19 protein-coding genes and 1 pseudogene are annotated in these 21,174 nt (G+C 41.7%); 7 read left to right on the top strand and 13 right to left on the bottom strand.

The window, feature by feature from the left end; genetic code table 11:
• Positions 1–11 precede the first annotated feature (11 nt).
• Positions 12–2,168, bottom strand: a complete 2,157-nt coding sequence (locus OCV72_RS10680; protein ID WP_055283791.1) for a Tex family protein — start codon at positions 2,166–2,168, stop codon at positions 12–14.
• Positions 2,169–2,374: 206 nt separating this feature from the next.
• Here OCV72_RS10680 and OCV72_RS10675 point away from each other — a divergent pair, with 206 nt between their 5' ends.
• The 4 genes from OCV72_RS10675 to OCV72_RS10660 all read left to right on the top strand — a co-directional run bounded on the left by OCV72_RS10675 (position 2,375) and on the right by OCV72_RS10660 (position 5,563).
• Positions 2,375–2,977, top strand: a complete 603-nt coding sequence (locus OCV72_RS10675; RefSeq protein WP_055283767.1) for a TetR/AcrR family transcriptional regulator — start codon at positions 2,375–2,377, stop codon at positions 2,975–2,977.
• Positions 2,978–3,017: 40 nt separating this feature from the next.
• Positions 3,018–3,941 (top strand): diacylglycerol/lipid kinase family protein, encoded by a 924-nt coding sequence (locus OCV72_RS10670; protein WP_055283765.1) that lies wholly within the window; start codon positions 3,018–3,020, stop codon positions 3,939–3,941.
• A 24-nt stretch (positions 3,942–3,965) separates the two neighbouring features.
• Entirely contained in the window at positions 3,966–4,787 is an 822-nt protein-coding gene (locus tag OCV72_RS10665; protein WP_055283763.1) for a glycerophosphodiester phosphodiesterase, read from the top strand.
• Positions 4,788–4,894: 107 nt separating this feature from the next.
• Positions 4,895–5,563, top strand: coding sequence for a phosphatase PAP2 family protein (locus OCV72_RS10660; RefSeq protein ID WP_055283761.1), 669 nt, complete (start codon positions 4,895–4,897; stop codon positions 5,561–5,563).
• A 94-nt stretch (positions 5,564–5,657) separates the two neighbouring features.
• Here the strand turns inward: OCV72_RS10660 and mutY are convergent.
• Positions 5,658–6,689 (bottom strand): annotated as a pseudogene (mutY, locus tag OCV72_RS10655) (A/G-specific adenine glycosylase); the annotation flags it as partial.
• A gap of 446 nt (positions 6,690–7,135) precedes the next feature.
• Between mutY and OCV72_RS10650 the strand changes: the two are divergent.
• Positions 7,136–7,549 carry a hypothetical protein gene (locus OCV72_RS10650; protein ID WP_055283759.1) on the top strand — a complete coding sequence of 138 codons (414 nt, stop codon included), beginning with the start codon at positions 7,136–7,138 and terminating at the stop codon, positions 7,547–7,549.
• Between the two features lie 97 nt (positions 7,550–7,646).
• Here OCV72_RS10650 and malQ read toward each other — a convergent pair whose 3' ends face one another.
• From malQ to OCV72_RS10635, 3 genes are read right to left on the bottom strand one after another with little or no spacing between them, the layout of a single operon-like run.
• Positions 7,647–9,185 (bottom strand): 4-alpha-glucanotransferase, encoded by a 1,539-nt coding sequence (gene malQ, locus OCV72_RS10645; protein WP_055283757.1) that lies wholly within the window; start codon positions 9,183–9,185, stop codon positions 7,647–7,649.
• 58 nt (positions 9,186–9,243) lie between these two features.
• A complete protein-coding gene (locus OCV72_RS10640) occupies positions 9,244–9,594 on the bottom strand; it encodes an exonuclease/endonuclease/phosphatase family protein (RefSeq protein WP_055283754.1) in 351 nt (116 codons plus the stop codon).
• Between the two features lie 49 nt (positions 9,595–9,643).
• Complete coding sequence (locus OCV72_RS10635) at positions 9,644–9,814, bottom strand: PTS glucose transporter subunit IIA (RefSeq protein ID WP_226853664.1); 171 nt, start codon at positions 9,812–9,814, stop codon at positions 9,644–9,646.
• A gap of 316 nt (positions 9,815–10,130) precedes the next feature.
• On the opposite strand from OCV72_RS10635, the gene OCV72_RS10630 reads away from it, so the two are divergent.
• Positions 10,131–11,150, top strand: coding sequence for a LacI family DNA-binding transcriptional regulator (locus OCV72_RS10630; protein WP_055283752.1), 1,020 nt, complete (start codon positions 10,131–10,133; stop codon positions 11,148–11,150).
• A 95-nt stretch (positions 11,151–11,245) separates the two neighbouring features.
• Here OCV72_RS10630 and OCV72_RS10625 read toward each other — a convergent pair whose 3' ends face one another.
• From OCV72_RS10625 to OCV72_RS10600, 6 genes are all read right to left on the bottom strand, one after another.
• A complete protein-coding gene (locus OCV72_RS10625; RefSeq protein ID WP_055283748.1) occupies positions 11,246–11,992 on the bottom strand; it encodes an amino acid ABC transporter ATP-binding protein in 747 nt (248 codons plus the stop codon).
• On the bottom strand, positions 11,982–12,671 hold the full coding sequence (locus OCV72_RS10620; protein WP_028088436.1) for an amino acid ABC transporter permease: 690 nt from the start codon (positions 12,669–12,671) through the stop codon (positions 11,982–11,984). The genes OCV72_RS10625 and OCV72_RS10620 overlap by 11 nt, the downstream gene beginning before the upstream one ends.
• 23 nt (positions 12,672–12,694) lie before the next feature.
• Entirely contained in the window at positions 12,695–13,483 is a 789-nt protein-coding gene (locus tag OCV72_RS10615; RefSeq protein ID WP_055283746.1) for a transporter substrate-binding domain-containing protein, read from the bottom strand.
• A gap of 134 nt (positions 13,484–13,617) precedes the next feature.
• Positions 13,618–14,445: an undecaprenyl-diphosphate phosphatase gene (locus OCV72_RS10610; protein ID WP_055283744.1), complete on the bottom strand. Its 828-nt coding sequence runs from the start codon at positions 14,443–14,445 to the stop codon at positions 13,618–13,620.
• Positions 14,446–14,460: 15 nt separating this feature from the next.
• Positions 14,461–15,291 (bottom strand): Cof-type HAD-IIB family hydrolase, encoded by an 831-nt coding sequence (locus OCV72_RS10605; protein WP_055283742.1) that lies wholly within the window; start codon positions 15,289–15,291, stop codon positions 14,461–14,463.
• The gene (locus OCV72_RS10600; RefSeq protein ID WP_028088440.1) at positions 15,281–15,862 is read right to left on the bottom strand and encodes a hypothetical protein; all 582 of its coding nucleotides are present in this window, start codon (positions 15,860–15,862) and stop codon (positions 15,281–15,283) included. The genes OCV72_RS10605 and OCV72_RS10600 overlap by 11 nt, the downstream gene beginning before the upstream one ends.
• A gap of 228 nt (positions 15,863–16,090) precedes the next feature.
• Here OCV72_RS10600 and OCV72_RS10595 point away from each other — a divergent pair, with 228 nt between their 5' ends.
• On the top strand, positions 16,091–17,275 hold the full coding sequence (locus tag OCV72_RS10595; RefSeq protein ID WP_055283740.1) for a cell wall hydrolase: 1,185 nt from the start codon (positions 16,091–16,093) through the stop codon (positions 17,273–17,275).
• An 81-nt stretch (positions 17,276–17,356) separates the two neighbouring features.
• On the opposite strand, the gene OCV72_RS10590 is transcribed toward OCV72_RS10595, so the two are convergent.
• Together OCV72_RS10590 and adhE are read right to left on the bottom strand one after the other, a co-directional pair.
• Positions 17,357–18,112, bottom strand: coding sequence for an aminoglycoside phosphotransferase family protein (locus OCV72_RS10590; RefSeq protein WP_028088442.1), 756 nt, complete (start codon positions 18,110–18,112; stop codon positions 17,357–17,359).
• A gap of 251 nt (positions 18,113–18,363) precedes the next feature.
• Positions 18,364–20,985, bottom strand: a complete 2,622-nt coding sequence (gene adhE, locus OCV72_RS10585; RefSeq protein WP_055283737.1) for a bifunctional acetaldehyde-CoA/alcohol dehydrogenase — start codon at positions 20,983–20,985, stop codon at positions 18,364–18,366.
• Positions 20,986–21,174: the final 189 nt, after the last annotated feature.

Here is a 21,174-nt window from a genome sequence, read left to right as displayed (position 1 = left end):
TCTTTCCCGGATTATGAAATTCCTTTCATCGTAAGCTGGATCCTCTTCTTCTTAAGATCCACGCTCATCACTTTTACATCCACGATATCGCCAACGCTTACCACTTCCAGCGGATGCTTGATGAATTTCTTATCCGTGATCTCGGAAATGTGTACCAGTCCATCCTGGTGCACTCCGATATCTACAAACACACCAAAGTCAATGACATTTCTTACGGTTCCTTTCAGGATCATGCCTTCCTTTAAGTCTTTCATATCTAAGACATCTGTTCTTAAGATCGGTTTCGGCATTTCGTCACGCGGGTCACGTCCCGGTTTTTCCAGTTCTTTCACAATATCCCGGAGGGTGATCTCTCCAATCTCCAGTTCCCCGGCAAGTCTTGCATAGTCTTTGATCGTGAGGGAAAGTCCGGTTAGCTTTCCTCCGCTGATGTCTTCCAATGAAAATCCCTGTTTCTTCAGCAGTTTTTCTGCAGCTTCATAGGACTCCGGATGTACACTAGTTCCGTCTAACGGATTTGTACCATTCTGGATTCTCATGAATCCGGCGCACTGCTCAAAGGCTTTTGGTCCGAGTTTTGCAACTTTCAAAAGTTGCTTTCTGTCTGTGAATCTTCCGTTCTCTTCTCTGTATGCCACAATATTCTTAGCAATTGCTCCGGATATTCCGGAAATATAAGAAAGGAGCGGTGCCGATGCCGTATTCAGGTCAACTCCGACTTTATTTACACAGTCTTCCACAACACCGGATAAAGCTTCACTTAACTTTTTCTGGTTCATATCATGCTGATACTGTCCGACACCGATGGATTTCGGATCAATCTTCACAAGTTCTGCCAATGGATCCTGCAGTCTTCTTGCAATGGATGTCGCACTTCTCTGTCCAACGTCAAACTTCGGGAATTCTTCCGATGCAAGCTTACTTGCCGAATATACGGAAGCTCCTGCTTCATTTACAATTACATACTGCACTTTCTGCGGAATCTCTTTTAATAATTCTACAATGAACTGCTCAGATTCTCTGGATGCGGTACCATTTCCAACAGAGATCAATGTAATGTTATATTTTTCAATAATCTTTTTCAGCAAATCTTTGGATGCCTGGATTTTCTTCGGTGTCGTCGGAGCAGTCGGATAGATAACCGTTGTTCCGATGACTTTACCGGTCGGATCAACAACTGCAAGTTTACAGCCGGTACGGAATGCTGGATCCCATCCAAGTACAGTCTGTCCTACGATTGGCGGCTGCATCAGAAGCTGATGCAGATTCTTCTTGAATACGCTGATTGCCCCGTCCTCTGCCTTCTCTGTCAGGTCACTTCGTATCTCACGCTCAATCGCAGGTGCAATGAGACGCTTATAGCTGTCCTCTGCCGCTTCCTTTAAGATCGGTGTGGTATGCGGATTATCACTGTGGATCATCTTCTTTTCCAGATATCTTAAGATATCGTCCTGCGGTGCCTCAATCTTCACCGTAAGGAACTTTTCTTTTTCTCCACGGTTCAATGCAAGCACTCTGTGTCCGGCAAGTCTGTTTACCGGTTCTTCGAAATCATAATACATCTCGTATACAGACTCCGCATTTTCGTCTTTTGCCTGTGAGATTACTTTCCCGTGCTGTACGGTTGCTTTACGGATCCAGATTCTGTAATCTGCTTCATCCGATACTGACTCGGCAATGATATCCTTTGCTCCATCAATTGCTTCTTTTACAGAATTCACTTCTTTTTCCGGATTCACATATTCTTCTGCATACACTTCTACCGGTTTATCTGCTTTTTGAAGCGTGATGACTGCTGCAAGCGGCTCCAGTCCTTTTTCCTTTGCGATCATGGCACGTGTCCGGCGTTTTGGACGATACGGACGGTAGAGATCTTCTACCACAACCATCGTCTCTGCTGCCAGAATCTGCTTTTTTAATTCTCCGGTGAGTTTTCCCTGTTCCTCTATACTTGACAGAACCTGTTCTTTCTTTTCTTCCAGATTGCGCAGATATACCAGTCTCTCATACAATGTTCGCAGCTGAGCATCGTCCAATGTTCCCGTGACTTCTTTTCTATATCTTGCGATAAACGGGATCGTATTGCCTTCATCGATTAATTTTACCGCCGCATCGACCTGCCATCTTTTGACTCCAAGTTCCCCGGTAATCACCTGATTAATATCCATATGTTTTGTCTTTCCCTTTCTTGCCGTATTCAAAGAATTTATACTTCTTTATTACGCGGATAATTATAACTGAATTCCCCACTGTATGCAATGGCGTCTATAATACAGAGTTCACTCTGTTTTCTTGAAAATGTATTTTCTCTATGTTATACTGAAGCTACTTGAACTTATCAGAAAAACAGAAATACTTAAAGGGGCTTTTACTTATGAATCAGGAAATACAAGGACTCTCAAAACAACAACTCAAATCCAGGGAAACACGTACCAAGATCTTTCAGGCAGCCAAACGGATCCTGCAAAAGCAGGGTTATGAGCAGCTGTCGATCAAGAACATCTGCGAAGAAGCCGGTGTCTCCAATGGAAGTTTTTATCATCATTTCAAGACAAAAGATGATCTTCTTTCTTATTATATTGAAGAACAGCCGAGTATGGATCCTAATCTTCTTGATCTTCCGTCCAGTGCTGCCGGGACAAAAGAGGCAATCATCTCGGTTTACTTGAATTATGTTCACTACTGCGAAGAGCTCGGAGTTGAATTTATGGCCAATTACTATACACCTAAGAATCAGTCCCTGAACCCTTTGATCCGTACGGAAAGACCATATCCGATCATCACCGTTCACGATTATCTGAAACGCGTAATTGATGCCGGAATCATTTCCCCTCCTGCTGATCTGGAGGATATCACAACCGACATCCGTATGATCGTAATCGGAAATGTATTTGAGTGGTGTTTAAAGAGTGGCGATGCTGATTTTGAGGGTAATATGCGCCGATCCCTTACTACTTATCTGAACGGATTGTTCTGATCATTTTGAAATCTATGAATTAGCAAAGGATGAATACGGTATGTACACGTTTATTGCCAATCCCAATGCCAGATCCGGCAGAGGGATTCTTCTCTGGAAACAGATTGAAAAAATTTTGCTGGAAAAAGAAATCGCATATAATGTTTTATTTACGAAATATCAGCATCATGCTACCCGTCTGGTGCATGATCTGACTTCCGACGGTGCTCCTCATACGATTGTTGTCCTCGGAGGAGATGGTACTTTAAACGAAGTAATCGATGGGATCAGATATCTGGACAAAGTAACACTGGGATATATCCCGCTTGGTTCAGGAAATGACTTTGCCAGAGGTCTGGGACTTCCGACGGACATCCACAGTGCTCTGGAACAGATTCTTTCTCCTTCGCACTACACCGCCATGAATGTCGGAGTACTGGATTACGAAAATAAACACCGGCGTTTTGCCGTAAGTACCGGTATCGGCTTTGATGCCGCAGTCTGCCATCAGGTAATGGTCACGCCGCTCAAAGCTTTTCTGAACCGTCTGAAACTTGGGAAACTTACCTATCTCGGTGTTGCACTTCATAAACTGCTTACATTAAAGCCGGTCACAATGACTGTCACAACCGAAACCGGTGAAATAAAAACCTATCACAAAGTCTATTTTACAGCAGTTATGAATCTGAAATATGAAGGCGGCGGATTCAACTTCTGTCCTGCCGCCAGCGGGACCGATGACAGACTGAATATCATTACTGTCTCAGAACTGACACGGCTTAAGGTTCTCTGCCTGCTTCCGACAGCATTCAAAGGATGGCATACCCGTTTCCGTGGAATCACTCTGGACACCTGCACAGAAGTCACGATCACCAGTGACCGCGCACTGCCTGTACATACCGACGGCGAGCCGGTCTTTCTGCAGTCTGACATCCATGTACATCTGGAAAAAGAGAAGTTACGTATTATTACGCCTTGTAAATAATTCTGTACACAGGGAGGTTATTTTATGCGTTTACTAATTGCCGGAATTATTATATTTTTCACATCGTTCTACTTTTATCTGATCTGGCCGAGGCTGTCCCACAAACAGCAAATCCGCCCATTTCTCCATACTATGTTCGCACACCGCGGATACCACTGTATTGAAAAGGGAATTCCGGAAAATTCCCTTTCTTCTTTCCGGGCTGCAATCTCACACGGATACGGAATTGAACTGGATGTACATCTGTCAACCGACGGAAAACTTGTCGTATTTCACGATGATGATCTGTCACGTATCTGCGGACGCCCGGAAGCAGTTGAGATACTTCCGTCAAAAGAACTGCAGCGCTGCCGGTTACAGGATACCACTGAAACCATCCCTCTTTTTTCTGATGTACTTTCTCTGGTAGACGGGCAGGTGCCGCTTCTGATCGAACTTAAGATTCCGAAATCTTCTCTCAGTATCTGCGAAAAGACATGGGAAGCCCTGAAAAACTATAACGGTCCTTATATGGTGCAGTCCTTTAACACACTTGGCATCTGGTGGTTCCGCCGCCATGCGCCACATGTCCTGAGAGGTCAGCTTTCTTCCAATCTGACTGCAGACAATATTCCGGAACCATGGATACTGTCTTTTATTGTAAAACATCTGCTCGGCAATGTACTCGGACGTCCTGATTTTATCTCGTATAAACTCGCAGACCTTCCGAGATTTGAAGTATGGTTTTTAAAGCATATTCTGCATCTTCCGATTGCTGTATGGACACTTCGTACACCAGATGCGTTAAAGAAAGGAACACTTTCTTACGACATGCAGATATTTGAGAAAAAGAAAATGTATTATTAATTTTGTTAATATTCCATGAACATTATTGTTGATTCATTTTTTTCATGTTATAATGCGCTTTGAAACGAGATAAGATAATAACAAAGGCTTAAAAAGGGGTAGTTCATATGAAAGCCATTGATAAAGCAAAGAGTTTTTTGAAGAAGTACCGTCATGCATGGGTATTATCATACTTTCTGATCTATATGCCATGGTTTGTTTACCTTGAAAAGCGCACAGATGCACGACATTATATGATACACTCTCCAATTGATAATCATATTCCGTTTATTGAATATTTTATTATCCCTTATTTGTTGTGGTTCATATTCATTGCTGTGACTGTGGCTTATTTCCTGATTAAGGATAAATGGGGATTTTACAGACTATGTGCTTTTTTATTTTCAGGTATGACAATCTTCCTGATCATATGTACGGTCTTTCCAAATGCATTAAATTTAAGGCCAACTGTATTTCCACGAGACAATATATTTACCGATATGGTAAAAGTTCTGTATAAAACAGATACACCGACGAACGTGCTTCCAAGCATCCATGTATTCAACTCTATCGGTGCAGGCATTGCCATCTCACATAGTAATGATCTGAAAAAGCACAGATGGATCCAGATCAGCGCTTACATTCTGGCTGCACTTATCATTCTGTCCACAATGTTCTTAAAGCAGCATTCCGTGACCGATGTGATCGCAGCTGTTACGATGGCATGCATTATCTATCCATTCGTATATGTTGCAGCAGACAAGAAAGCTCCTAAGCTTTCCCAACAGCCGACGTAATATGAATAATTATGAATCTATAGAAAGATGCAGGTAACTGTTATATAACTGACAGTTATCTGCATCTTTTTAATTTCCATTGTTTTTCCAATCACTACCGTTCAATCCCCGCATACCCTGTATACTTTTCAAACGCCGACGGAATCGAATACTCCTTCCTGATCTCCTCCGGATGAATAAACAGAAATCCTTCCTCATTCGTCTTCTCCAGCTCATCTACGATCACCTCATATCCTGTCATATGCCATTCGATATGACTGAAGATATGCTTTGCTTCCGGAAGTTCCTGCACACGTACCGGCATCAGACCGATCGTCTTGCTGTACTCCGTAACTTCGTCCATCGAAAGCTTACCTTCCACATTCGGAAATTCATACAGTCCTGCCAGCAGACCTTTTGCCGGGCGCTTCCGGATTGCAATCCGCTTACCGTCTTTGAATATCAGAATGGTTCTTTCTTCGATCTTTCTGGTTTTTGCCTTTTTCTTTACCGGTATCTCTGTCGTTAGCTTCTCCTTGCACGCAATACAATATTCTTTTACCGGACATTCCTCACATTTCGGTTCTCCGTTCGGCACACACACGATTGCTCCCAGCTCGATCAGTCCCTGATTGAAATCACTGGCAGCATCGGATGGTATCACCTGTTCCAGTGTGTTTTCAATCTTCTTGCGGACACTCTGCTTCATGATATCTTCATAACTTCCGGTGATCCTGGAAATCACCCGGAGTACGTTACCATCCACTGCCGGCTTCGGGATTCCGTATGCAAATGCGCTGATAGCCCCCGCCGTGTAATTGCCGATTCCTTTCAATTGCAGAATTTCTTCATAAGTATCCGGAAATATGCCTTCATGATCAACCATGATCTGCTGTGCTGCCTTCTGCATATTCCTGACACGGTTATAATATCCAAGACCTTCCCATAGCTTCAGGAGTTTATCCTCTTCTGCTTCTGCGAGATCCTTCACTGTCGGAAGTGCTTTTAAAAAGCGGTCGTAATATCCTTTTACAGCTTCCACCCTTGTCTGCTGCAGCATAATCTCGGATATCCACACCCGGTAAGCGTCCGGGTTATGGCGCCACGGAAGATCTCTTTTATTCTCGCGGTACCAGTCCACTAGAGGTTGTACGATCTTAACAAGGTCTTCATCTTTTTTTTCTGTATTTTTCATTTTCTATTGCTTCCCCATTTATTTTACTTTCTCGAACATATGATTCATTATAACTTATCATTCTATATAACGTCAAAGCCCTTTTCCTGGAAATGTCGTCCCGATATCGACATCCTCAGGAAAAGGGCTTTAAGAGAAGGGAATGTGGCTGATCCCTGCCACTAACAATATTATCGTTTGATATTATTATATTCCTGTTTCCTTTATATTTCCAATTGGTTATTCTCATATACTTATAGAAAGATTCTATATATTTTTTAAGCTGATTCTTATTTCTTTGTTCTATAGAGGTTATCTATTCCAGCTGTCTTTTATCGGAAAAAGCAATTGGAAAATTTAATTAGAAAAGTCTATACTATTCATAGAAAATAAATATGAATATTTAGGAGGTATTCGGTATGTCAATTACAGCTGAAACAGCGAAAGCACATGCAAATGATCCTGCCGTATTATGCTGTAGAGCAGAAGGCGGAATTACAATTGAACCGGCAAACTTAGAGGATCCTGCAATCTTCGATGAATTAGTAGATTCAGGTCTTTTAAATCTTGACGGATGTCTGAAGATCGGACAGGTTCTTGGGGCAAAATTAACAAAAACAAGTGATTCCCTCTGTCCACTGACAGCAGATAACGTAGAAGGATTCAAATCAGATGACGATTTAGCAGCAGAAGAAGCTCCTGCTGAAGAGGAAGTTCCTGCCGAAGCCGCACCTGTTGCAAGCGTTCAGGGTGCTGTTACTACAATTAAACATGGCAAAGTAGTCATCTCTATCAAAGAAGGAAAAGATATCTATCTTGAACTTCCTATCTAATTTGAAGAGAACCTATGAAAGTATACGAATAGCAAAAGGCAGATATCATTATACAGATATCTGCCCTTTTTATTTCTGCTCCCAGACAGGATACTCTCTATTCTTCTCTGTCCGCTGCTTCTTCAACTTCTTCCATCCAGTTCATTCTTCCGTAACGCAATGTCACTGCATAGATCTCTTTCTGTAATTTCACAGATAATTGATTCTTGCGGATTCTCCATTTCCAGTTCGTTCCGACCGTTGACGGTGTATTCATACGGCACTTGTTATCAAGACCCAGGTAATCCTGCATCGGGATCACGCACCATTTTGCGGCACTTCTCATGATCAGGCTGATCAACGGCTTATTCAGTTCTGCTTCCGGTGTGTAAGTATCACAGAGATACTCGCGGGTCAGCTTCTGCTCATCCTTACTGATGCTTCCCCACCAGCCTGCAAGCGTCTCATTGTCATGTGTTCCTGTATAAGCGACACTGTTCACCGGATAGTTATGTGGCAAATAGTCATTCGCACATCCCGAATCTCTCGAGTCAAATGCAAATTCCAGAACCTTCATACCCGGGAATCCGCTGTCCCTTACCAGCTCACGTACACTGTCCGTAACATATCCAAGATCTTCTGCGATGACCGGTTTTTCACCCAGTGTTTCTCTTACTTTCCAGAACAGATCCATGCCCGGTCCTTTTTCCCAGTGTCCGTCTACCGCCGTCTCTGCCCCATATGGAATAGAGAAATACTCATCAAATCCACGGAAATGATCGATTCTTACCACATCGTACAGGCGGAACACATATGCCAGACGAGATATCCACCACTGATATCCTGTTTCTTTATGATATCCCCAGCGGTAGAGTGGATTTCCCCATAATTGTCCGGTTGCGGAGAATCCGTCCGGCGGACATCCTGCAACAGCAACCGGTACATTTTCCTCATCTAACTGGAACAATTCCGGATGTGCCCAGGTATCTGCGCTGTCCATTGCAACATAAATCGGGATATCACCGATGATCTGAATGCCTTTTTTGTTCGCATAGGTTTTTAACTGCATCCACTGTTCATAGAACTTGAACTGCATATACTGATGGAATTCGATATCAAAATACAGTTCTTCACGGTAATAATCCATCGCAGGTCCCCAGCGCAGCTTGATATCATCTGCCCACAATTTCCATTCCACGCCGTCAAATCTGTCTTTTACCGCCATGAATAATGCATAATCTGACAGCCACCAGCTGTTCTCTTTTACGAACTGCTGATACGCTGCATTCTCATGTACATTACTTCTTTCGTAAGCTTTTCGAAGAAGCGGATAACGTCCTTCGTAAATCTTTTTATAATCAATACTCCCTTTTACTTTTCCCCAGTCTACAGCTTCACATTCTGCTTTTGTCAGAACGCCTTCTTCCACCAGTGCCTCCAGACTGATGAAATATGGATTGCCCGCAAATGTTGAAAACGACTGATACGGAGAATCTCCGTAGCTTGTAGGACCAAGCGGCAGAATCTGCCAGTAGCTCTGTCCTGCTTTTTTTAGCCAGTCCACAAATTCATATGCACTCTTTGAAAAACAGCCGATTCCGTATTCCGATGGAAGGCTGCTGATCGGCATGAGTATGCCTGCTGCTCTCTCGCTCATCTTTCTTTCCCTCTTCTTTTCTTATTGTTTTGATTTTCTTTCATTATAAACCGATCTGTTATACCGTTATCATAACTCCGTAATGATCCGATACGACCGGTGCATTCTTTCCGTTACAGATAACGTTCGAAGTGCGGACATCATCCTGACTGTTAAAATCTCCCATCAGCCAGATAGTTCCTTCCCGGTATTTTGGATCTTTCAATGTCTCCTGTATACATTTCCACTGATCAACAAATGGTTCTTCCTCATCATTCCACCATCCCATATGAATGGTAAAGAACCAGCCACTGCTTCCTTCCGGCTGTATGCCGAGGATACGTCTCGTCTTCCAGTTCTCGTAATCATCCGTCTTACTGGTCAGAAACTGCTGTACCCGTGCGATTGGTTTCTTACTGAGCAACGCCATTCCTTCATCGTATTTTCCATAGCCGGTCTTGGCGCTGATCCAGGTCCATTCATAATAGATACCGCGTTTCTGCCACTGTTGATATCTCTCCGTCTACCGGGCTTACAATCTTACCGTCTGCCGGAATAATTGCAACTCCGTCACCTAAGACTTTCTCAGAAAATACCGAATCCGGGACTTCACTTAACGGCACTGCCTTTCCGGTTAACGGTGCAAGAATTACTTGTGGTATATTTTTACCCTTATTCTCGTTCCCAACGAAACCTCCTCATGTTTTCTTATTACATTTATTTATGCAACCGTTTGCGTTAATTATAGTCAAGTTTTGCATAGTTTTCAATCTATATTTCGATTACGGAACTTAATTCTACCTTTTTCACAATTTAATCGCGCCTTTTTTGTGCAATTTTCCACTGCGCCAATGCATACGTTTGCATTGTATTTCCGCAATTCAATTGCAATATTGATTTGTTTGCTGTAAAATATAAGAAAAATCCAAAAGCTACGAAAATATAACTCTAACGGAGGTTACTTACATGGCAGTAACAATTAAAGATGTGGCTGCGCTGGCAGGTGTATCCCCTTCCACCGTATCCAGAACCTGCAAAAATAATCCTTCTATCAGCGAAGAGACAAAAGAACGTGTCAGAAAAGCTATGATAGAACTTGGATATGAACCGAATTTTCAAGCAAGCAATCTCGCTTCACAGAATTCACGTACGATCGGCATCATTCTCCCTGCTTCTGCCAAAGAAGTCTATGAGAACTCCTTCTATCTGGAAGCGGTCCAGGGAATCAGCCATTACTGTAACGGCAGGCAGTATATGACGACAATTGTAACCGGCCAGGATGAAGCTGAGATTCTTGACGCTGTCCGGTCTATGTCCCGAAGCGGCAAAGTAGACGGTTTCATCGTACTGTATTCCAAAAAAGAAGACCCTGTTATCGATTACCTCTTTAACGAAGGTCTTTTATATATTCTTATCGGAAAAGCAACACAGTACACCAATCAGACGATCTATATTGACAATGACAATCTGCTTGCCGGCCGTGAAGCAACGGAATACCTGTACCAGCTTGGGCACCGCCGGATCGCCTACCTTGGTTCCGACAGTTCCCTGATGTTCTCTGCCGACCGTAAGGCCGGTTACCAGCTTGCACTCGCAAGCCATCAGCTTCCTGTCCGTCCGGAATACTGTACGGAAGTAAAGAATGCATCAGAGAATAATGAAGAAGCCATACGCAGACTTCTGCTGCAGGAAGACCGCCCGACAGCAATTCTGGTCAGCGATGATATCCTCGCCGTCTCTTTAGAACGAGTCTGCCTGGAAACCAATCTGTCCATCCCGGAAGATCTGTCCATCATATCTTTCAACAACTCTCTGTTTGCAAGACTGACCTCCCCGCAATTAACCTCAATTGACATCGGAGCCGGTCAGCTTGGAAGTGAAGCCGCCTCGCAGATCATCAACCACATAGAAAATCCAAACCTGCCTGCAACCAAGATCATCGTTCCCCACCATCTGATTGAACGGGACAGTTGTTGCAAAGTATAGTTTGAAATAAAAAAGGAAACATATCATGTAATATCTTTCTTACCGCACAGCGGGAGAAAACATTTACATGATATATTTCCTTTTTCCATTCTGTATTATAAAATCTTTGATAAAAATTCCTGCAACCGCGGATCCTTCGGATGATCGAAGAATTCATCTGGTTTTGCCTGTTCTTTGATCTCTCCGGAATCTATAAAGATAACCCTGGAACCAACCTCCTTGGCAAATCCCATCTCGTGTGTTACCACAACCATCGTCATACCTTCTCTTGCGAGCTGTTTCATCAACTCCAGAACTTCTCCTACCATCTCCGGGTCAAGAGCCGATGTCGGTTCATCGAACAGGATCACATCCGGATCCATTGCCAGGGAACGCACGATCGCGATTCTCTGCTTCTGACCGCCGGATAACTGGGATGGATAAGAATCCGCCTTCTCGGCAAGTCCTACTCTTTCCAGAAGTTCCATTGCTCTTTTATCTGCCTCTTCCTTGCTCTTTCCAAGAAGCTTGATCGGAGCAAGCGTGATATTTTCCTTGATTGTCTTGTGCGGGAATAAATTAAAATGCTGGAACACCATTCCCATCTTCTGACGGTGCTTGTTGATATCCACATGCTTATCTGTAATATCCACACCTTCAAAATAGATATGACCCTGATCCGGAACCTCAAGAAGATTCAGAGAACGCAGGAACGTTGACTTACCGGAACCGGATGGTCCTACGACAACGACCACTTCTCCCTTGTGAATCTCTTCATTGATTCCATTCAGTGCATGAAAATCTCCGTATATCTTGTGCAGACCTTCTACTTTGATCAGCACATCATCATTCTTAGTGGTCACTGTTTCTCAACCTCCTCTCCAGTAAGCTGACAAGCTTGGTAAAGATCATTACCATTGCCAGATAGATCAGCGCAACGGCGATCAGCGGCATGAATGCATCATATGTACGGCTTCGGATAATGTCCCCGCCCTTCGTCAGATCCTGTAACGCAATATAACCGGATACAGAAGTCTCTTTCAATAAAGAAATGAATTCATTACAAAGTGTCGGAAGTACATTCTTGAATGCCTGCGGCATAATGATGTACATCATTGTCTGAGCATAATTGAATCCCAGACTTCGTCCTGCTTCAAACTGTCCGTTATCGATTGACATGATACCGGAACGGAAAATCTCTGCAACATATGCACCTGAGTTAATACCAAATGCAATGATCGCAACCAGTACCTTACTGATATCCACACTTCCGAATATGATAAAGTAAATGATCATCAGCTGTACAACAACCGGAGTCCCACGGATCACAGTCAGATATACCTTACAGATTGCATTCAATATCTTTAATTTGCCGGTCTTATCATGTGTCGTACGGACAATCGCAATTAAAAATCCCAAAAGGACACCAATCAATACCGCAAATATCGTAACGATCAGCGTAATTTTCAAACCGTCCACAATATATTTCCAACGATTATCCTCTATAAAATTCAGAATAAATTCTTTTTTTAATTCCTGCATGTTCTCATCCTATTCTTTTCTGATTATTTTTTTACAATAATCATCTGTTTTCCTGTGTAATATGAATCTGAGAAATCTACCTGCTGTTTTCTTTCATCTGTAACTGTCATACCTGCTGCACCAAAATCAGCTTTTCCACTGTCTACTGCTGCGATGATAGAATCAAATTCCATATCATTGATTGTCAGTTCCATGCCAAGCTTGTCAGCAATTGCCTTCGCGAAATCAGCATCAACACCAACAATCTTGTCATTCTCATAATATTCATATGGCTCAAATGCAGCATTTGTTGCCATTACAAGTTTGCCATTGGAATGGTCAGCATCTGCCGGAGACTCATATCCTTTATCTTCTGTTCCATCGATATAATATCCGATGATCTTGTCAAATGTTCCGTCTTCTTTCAGTTCTTTGATCGCTGCGTTGAATTTATCTTCCAGCTCTGTGTTGCCTTTTTTGAAGCACATTGCATAATCTTCTTCTACATAAGGTGTCTCGAGGATCTTCAGTCCGTCATTTGCATCTACAAATGCTTTTGCAGGCTCGTTATCAATAACAACTGCATCAATCTTACCTTTTACAAGTGCCTGAACTGCATCTGCACCTTTATTAAAACGTTCTACATGATCATCACCAAAATCATCAGAGCAGTAGATATCACCTGTTGTACCTGTCTGTACACCGATCTTTGCATCTTTCAGATCATCTGCGCTTTCGATTTTTTTTGCTTCTTCTTTTTTAGAACCACATGCTGCCATAGAGAATACGCATGCACCAACCAGCATTACACTGATAACTTTTTTTAACTTCATAATCTTTTTCCTCCATTCTTTTCAATATGTGTATAAAAATACATATATATTTAATATATTATCATGTTTTAATCAAAAAACAAGTGGATAATTCCACATAATCATGAAACATTCACTTGTTTTCTTATACATTTCTATGCAATTACAGTCTGAACGATCGTCCAGAGAATGATCAGTGCCCCCAATACGATACGGTAATATCCGAACACTTTGAAATCATGCTGCTTGATATACCCCATCAGGAACTTGATCGCAATGACCGACAGACCAAACGATACGATACATCCCAGCATCAAAAGAGCAAACTCCGCACCTGTAAAATGGAAACCAAACTTGATCAGTTTCAGAAGACTGGCACCAAACATTGCGGGAATCGCCAGGAAGAATGTAAATTCTGCTGCCACTTCCCTTGATACACCGATCAGCAGTGCTCCGACAATCGTAGCTCCTGATCTGGATGTTCCCGGGATCAGTGCAAGCATCTGGAAGAATCCAATCCACAGCAGCATCTGGACACTGAGCTGTGAAATCTTTGTAACAGAAGGTTTCTTCCCTGCATTATGCTTCTCAACGATGATGAATAACACACCATAAACGATCAGCATGATCGCTACCGGTAATGGTTTGTAAAAGATCTCATCGAGAATATCGTTAAAAAGTATTCCAACTATTCCTGCAGGTACTGAGCCGATCAGTACTTTGATCCACATCTGCCATGTCAGCATCTTCTGCTTATGGCTTTTTCTCGGTGAAAATGGATTCAATTTGTGGAAGTACAATACTACAACCGCCATGATCGCACCCAGCTGGATCACTACATCGAACATTTCCATAAATGCATCACTCATACTCGGCTTTAATACATTTCCCACCAGAATAAGATGTCCCGTACTGCTGACCGGAAGCCATTCCGTGATTCCCTCCACAATTCCCAAAATAATTACCTTAATAACATCTAACATGTTGCGCTCCTTTCCTTAATCCAGCACATATTTTTCTATAAATTTCGCAACGCCTTCTTCGTCATTGGACAGTGTCACATAATCTGCTGCTTCTTTCAGCGATGGAATAGCATTCTCCATTGCCACACCTGTTCCGACTTCTTTTAACATCTTCAGATCATTGTTTCCATCTCCGAATGCCATGATTTCTTCTCTTGGAATGCCAAGAACCTTCCCAAGTTCGATCATTGCCTTCCCTTTATTGACACCTGCAGCATTAATCTCCAGATTCATCGGAAGCGCACCGGTAATCTCGATTCCAGATACCTCTTCAATCTCTTTTCTGGCTGCATCACGGTCTTCTACCGATGTAAATAATGCCTGAATCTTATCTACCGGCTGATTCATCTCTTCAAACTTTGCCCTCACATCATCCACGGGTACACGCGTAGACGTAATATAATCCGCCATCGCCGGTATATTCAGATACTTGTCAATTCTGGTCAGTGCCTCTTTGGATGCATATCCAATGCCATGATAGTAAATCTCTCTGAACGTATCATAACGTTCAAATATAGTCAAAATTACTTCTGCAATATCATACGCAAGAAGTTCTTCCACGATCACCTCGTTCTTCTCCATATCTATGACTCTTGCTCCATTTGCAGTAACTGCATAACGGATTTCCTGCAGTCCGGTCAGCTCTTTCGGAATACCGGAAAAAGGTCTTCCTGTCGCCGGCATGACAATGATTCCCTGTTCTGCCGCTCTTTTCAGTACATCTTTCGTGTATGCAGTCAGTTCTTTATTCGTCTTCAGTAAAGTTCCATCTAAATCCATGCCGATCATTCTGATCTTATTCTTCATATGTAACTAATTCCTTTCTTTCTCTTGAGAACCGGTACAGATTCTTACTGATCTTATTCTCGCCCTGTTCATAAGCCTGTTCCCCGTGATCGATCATCTTCTGAACAGTCTCTTTATTGCCTGCAGGTGCAAAAAGAACCGCATCCTTTCTCGGAATCATAATGATCAGATCATCCTCTAATTTGTCTGCACACACCTGCCAGATATGTTTGAAACATACGGAACTTGCTTCATGATGTCCGTCTGCCACAATTCCAAATCCTCCGTACCAGGTATTCGCAACTACAAATTCTACATCTCTGTTCAGATTTTCACAAGACTTATGATACAATTCTATGATATCACATTCCGGCGGAAGCATATTGTCTTTTAATATCTCATATGCATCTTCGGCCCTTTTGATTGCAAATACAACATTCAAATCCCCAAGAAAACTAATTACCGGAGCATCTTTTTTGGAAAAATGTTTTCCGTTCAATGCATGTGAATCTGTAAGCTCTGTTTTTACCCACGGATAGATCTTATCGCAGATATTTTCATATTTATAATTTTCTTCTTCATATTTTTTCATATTAAATATTCCTCTCTCACTTAGACATTCTCATTATTTATTTTATACACAAATCTCCTCTGTGTAAACCTTTTCCGGATTTGTTTATATAAAGTTTTAAATACCTTTAATCTGTCGAAAGAAACAAAAAACTTCTGTCTCTTCTTATGTTTCCGGTCAAAAATTTGCTTTATCTTATGTTTTGTAGTATAATAGATACGCATTCGCAAAAAGGGAAAGGATATGTTTATGATAAGTATGAAAAAGAAACGAGCATTAAGATCGGCTTTGGCAATTACCATCTGTACCGTAACAATTGCTTCTGTTAATACTCCAGTATATTCGGCACCTTCCACAGATGAATTGGAAAGTACCACCTCTGGTTTAAAAGGTGAGTTAAATGATTTGAATAGCCAGTTATCTTCCTTAAGTGAGGAACTGGACAATACTTCAAGCCAGATTGAGGATTTATCTGCTAAGGTTGAAAAATCCAAGCTGGATCTCGCTTCTGCGCAGCTTGATGAAGAAGCGCAGTATGATTCGATGAAAGACCGAATCAAATTCATGTATGAAGGCGGCGGCGCATCTCTGGTTCAGATTCTTCTTACTTCAGAAAGTATGGGAGATTTCCTGAACAAGGCTGAATATGTTGCCACTATTAGTCAGTATGATCGAAAGATGCTGGAAGAATTACAGCAGGTTCGCAGTAATGTAGAACAGAAACAGAATGACCTGGAACAGCAGCAAAGCAAGCTTTCCGGCCTTCAGGAGACATTAACCAGCAAGCGTGATGAATTAAATTCAAAAATTTCATCTACTTCCGGGGAACTGGCAGATTATCAGGCACAATTAGACCGTGCCAAAGCTGCTGAGGAAGCATTAAAGCTTGCACAGAACGATGAAGTCTCAGGATCTGTAAAGGCAGATGACGCAAAAAATACTGAGACAAGCAACACTAATACCAATACGAATAACGCGAATAAAAATAATCAGACAGCATCAACAAATACAAATAACACAAATAAGAACAACACTACCAACACCAATACCAACACTAATTCTCCAACTGTTAATAATGGTAATTCAACTCCGGCTTCAACCACAGATGTTGCCCTGTTAGCGGCAATTCTCCAGTGTGAAGCAGGCGGTTATGACGGAATGTTAGCCGTTGCAACTGTTATAATGAACCGTGTGGCAAGTCCGGCATATCCGAACAATTTGCGCGCAGTCATTTACCAGTCCGGTCAGTTTGCCCCAACCTGGAACGGTTCATTGAACCGTGTTCTCAGCAAAGGTGCTTCCTCAACTGCTTATTCTGTTGCCCAGGCAGCACTTGGCGGCGCAAGACATTCTGCAGTTATAAACTGTTTACAGTTCCGCTCAGCATCTACCGGCGTATCTGGTATAAATATTGGTGGAAATGTATTTTTCTGATTTTTAGCAGTTGATTTTGTCTCTTATGTATATTATGAAATAAAAAATAAGCCTCGTTCGGAGGCTTATTTTTTGTACGATTTATTCATACTCCATAACATCGATCCATTTCATCAGAAAATCTTTTTCCAGCCGGATATCTTTCTCAAGTTCTGCGGCAGCAACAATTGGAAGCCATTGTTCTACATACTGTCTTGCGGTATCGCTTTTCTTACAGAATAACTTAAGATAAAGATCTGCACTCTCCTGATCGTGTAATGCAAACAGCAAATATGTCATTGCCGCATCTGCGCTTGCATTTCCCTGTGAAGCATGTGCCCAGTCAATCACAGTCATCTTTCCGTTCTTTTCAACAATTACGTTACTTGGATTAAAATCACCATGACACAATTTTGTATGTCTCGGCATAGATTCCAATCTAGTCAAAAGTTCATAACGCTCTGTTGCATCCAAAACTTTCAGATTTCTTATCTTATTTGCGAGTTTATCTTTTAATTTCGGTAATGTTTCTGCCGTTTTACTCTGTACTTTCAGCTGAAGATCTACAAAATCTGACATATATTTTTCAAGATTGGCACGGTCAATTTTCATCATTTCTTCCAAAGTTTTTCCTTCCCGGTTCTCAATGACCAGCGCCCATTCCCCATTAATCTGAGTTACCTCTTTTAGTTTCGGAATATCCAATCCTGTTTCTTCAACTTTCACAGTATTCAATGCTTCATTAAATACTGCTGACTTTGGATGATCTGTTACAAATATTTTAACAACACCCTCCTCGGTCTTATAAACTGATTTGTAAGGTCTCTCTACGATCAAATTCTTCTTTTCGAGCTTCATACAGATTCCTCCTTTTTATTGAATCTTTTGCCCTTTTCCTTCTTGTTATCTGTATTATATACCTTATTGTCAGATTTTTAAATAGTTTTTGATATTTTTTTCACTATTTTTCACCCTGCATATTTATTGTTATTTTTTTATCAATATTTTGACATAAGAAAAAGTGCAACGTCAAACGCTGCACTTTTCCTATGCTCAATACATTATCCAATCTACAAACAAAAACTCATGGATATTATATTTACGCCTTTTTATTTTCCATAATAGCATTTCAGGTAGATTTCTTTCATCTCACTCATAAGAGGATATCTTGGGTTAGCTCCTGTACACTGGTCGTTGAATGCCTGCTCTGTCATATCATCCAATGTATCCAGGAAGTATTTCTCATCTACACCGTAATCTTTGATTGTCTTCTTAATGCCAATCTTCTCTTTGAGTTCTTCCAGTTTAGCGATGAAGTTCTCAAATACTTCTTCATCTGTCTTACCTTTGCATCCTGCAAAACGTCCTAATTCTGCGTATCTTGCAAGTGCATGTGGATACTGATACTGAGAGAATGTTCCCATTCTTGTAGGTACTTCTGCAGCATTGTAACGCATTACATCTGTCAGGATTACAGCGTTAGCAATACCGTGTGGCAGGTGATGGAATGCACCAAGTTTGTGAGCCATAGAGTGGTTCAGTCCAAGGAATGCATTTGCGAATGCCATACCAGCCATGCATGAAGCGTTAGCCATCTTCTCTCTTGCGATTGGATCATTAGCACCATTCTCATATGCAGATGGTAAGTAATCAAATACTGCTTTTACTGCCTTCATAGCAAGACCATCTGTAAAGTCTGTAGCCATGATAGATACATATGCTTCGATTGCATGTGTCATTACGTCGATACCAGATGCACTTGTCAGTCCCTTAGGTGCTGTCATTGCATTGTCAACATCTACGATAGCCATGTTTGGCATTAATTCGTAGTCTGTGATAGGCCATTTTACTCCTGTATCAGCATCTGTGATGATTGCGAATGGAGTTACTTCTGAACCTGTTCCTGAAGATGTTGGGATAGCTATAAAGTAAGCTTTTTCTCCCATCTTAGGGAATGTGTATACTCTCTTACGGATATCCATGAAGTCCATAGCCATATCTTCGAATTTTGCTTCCGGATGCTCATACATTAACCACATAATCTTTCCGGCATCCATTGCGGATCCACCACCAAGAGCGATGATCGTATCTGGCTCAAATGCTCTGATCTGTTCTACACCTCTTCTAGCGCACTGCAGAGTTGGGTCTGGAGCAACTTCAAAGAAGCATGTATGCTGGATTCCCATCTGATCTAATTTATCTTCGATCGGTTTTACATAACCATTCTTGTACAGGAAACTGTCTGTTACGATGAACGCTTTCTTCTTATGCATTACAGTTCCGAGTTCATCTAATGCTACAGGCATGCAGCCTTTCTTAAAGTATACTTTCTCAGGTGTTCTAAACCACAGCATGTTTTCTCTCCTCTCTGCAACTGTCTTGATATTGATCAGGTGTTTCACACCTACGTTCTCAGATACAGAGTTTCCTCCCCAAGAACCACATCCAAGTGTAAGAGATGGAGCAAGTCCGAAGTTGTAAAGGTCTCCGATACCACCCTGTGATGAAGGTGTATTGATCAGGATACGGCAAGTCTTCATAGCCTGCTGATGTTTCTCAATCTTTTCTGTCTGTGATGGGTGGATGTAAAGTGATGATGTATGTCCGTATCCACCATCTGCAACAAGCTGCTCAGCTTTTGCAAGAGCCTCATCAAATGTCTTAGCTCTGTACATAGCCAGTACAGGAGATAATTTCTCATGTGCAAATTCTTCTGAAATATCAACAGATTCTACTTCTCCGATCAGGATCTTTGTAGCTTTCGGTACATCTACACCGGCTAATTTTGCAATCTCATATGCTGATTTTCCAGGAATCTTATTATTTAACGCACCGTTAATGATAATTGTCTTGCGGACTTTATCAAGTTCTTCTCCCTTCTTAAGGAAGTAGCATCCACGGTATGCAAATTCTTTCTTAACTTCATCATAGATGCTGTCCAGTACAGTTACTGACTGTTCAGAAGCACAGATCATACCATTGTCAAATGTCTTAGAATGGATGATGGAGTTAACTGCCATCTTAATATCTGCGGAATCATCAATGATAACAGGTGTGTTACCAGGTCCAACACCAAGTGCCGGTTTTCCTGAAGAATATGCAGATTTAACCATTCCAGGACCACCTGTTGCAAGGATCTCATCAGCATCTTTCATAACTGTTGTTGTCAGCTCTAATGACGGAACATCGATCCATCCGATGATTCCTTCCGGTGCTCCGGCTTTTACTGCTGCATCAAGAACAACTTTCGCTGCCGCAATTGTACATGCCTTTGCTGCCGGATGTGGACTGATGATGATTGCATTTCTTGTTTTCAAACAGATCAGTGTCTTAAAGATTGCTGTTGATGTAGGGTTTGTAGTTGGGATAACGGCTGCTACCAGACCAACTGGTTCTGCAATCTTTTTAATTCCGTATGCTTTGTCTTCTTCAATCACACCACATGTCTTGTCATTTTTATACTTATTATAAATATACTCTGCTGCGTAATGATTTTTGATGATCTTGTCTTCTACAAGTCCACGTCCTGTCTCCTCTACTGCCATCTTAGCAAGTGGGATACGCATCTTATTTGCTGCCATTGCTGCTTCAAAAAAGATCTTGTCTACCTGTTCCTGTGTATAGGTAGCAAATTTTTTCTGAGCTTCTCTCATTGCTTTCATCTTAGCTTCGAGAGCTTCTACGTTGTCAATAATCTCTGGTACTACATTCTCTTTTTTCTTTGTCGCCATGTTGATTATCCTCCTGTGAGTTTTTGTTTGTTTTCGATGGTTTTAGTATAACCATTTGTTAATTCTTTGTCAATATGTTTTTGATATTTTTTTCACATATTTGATAATTCTTTAACAGGTTGCTTTTACCACCTCTTTCACTATACACAAAGAAGCTGCCACAGGCAGCTTCTTCTGTACACATTGATA

It is taken from the genome of Dorea amylophila (genome assembly GCF_025567265.1).
In the GTDB taxonomy this organism is placed as follows: Bacteria; Bacillota; Clostridia; order Lachnospirales; family Lachnospiraceae; genus Dorea_A; species Dorea_A amylophila.
This window is presented reverse-complemented; position numbering and strand designations above follow the sequence as displayed.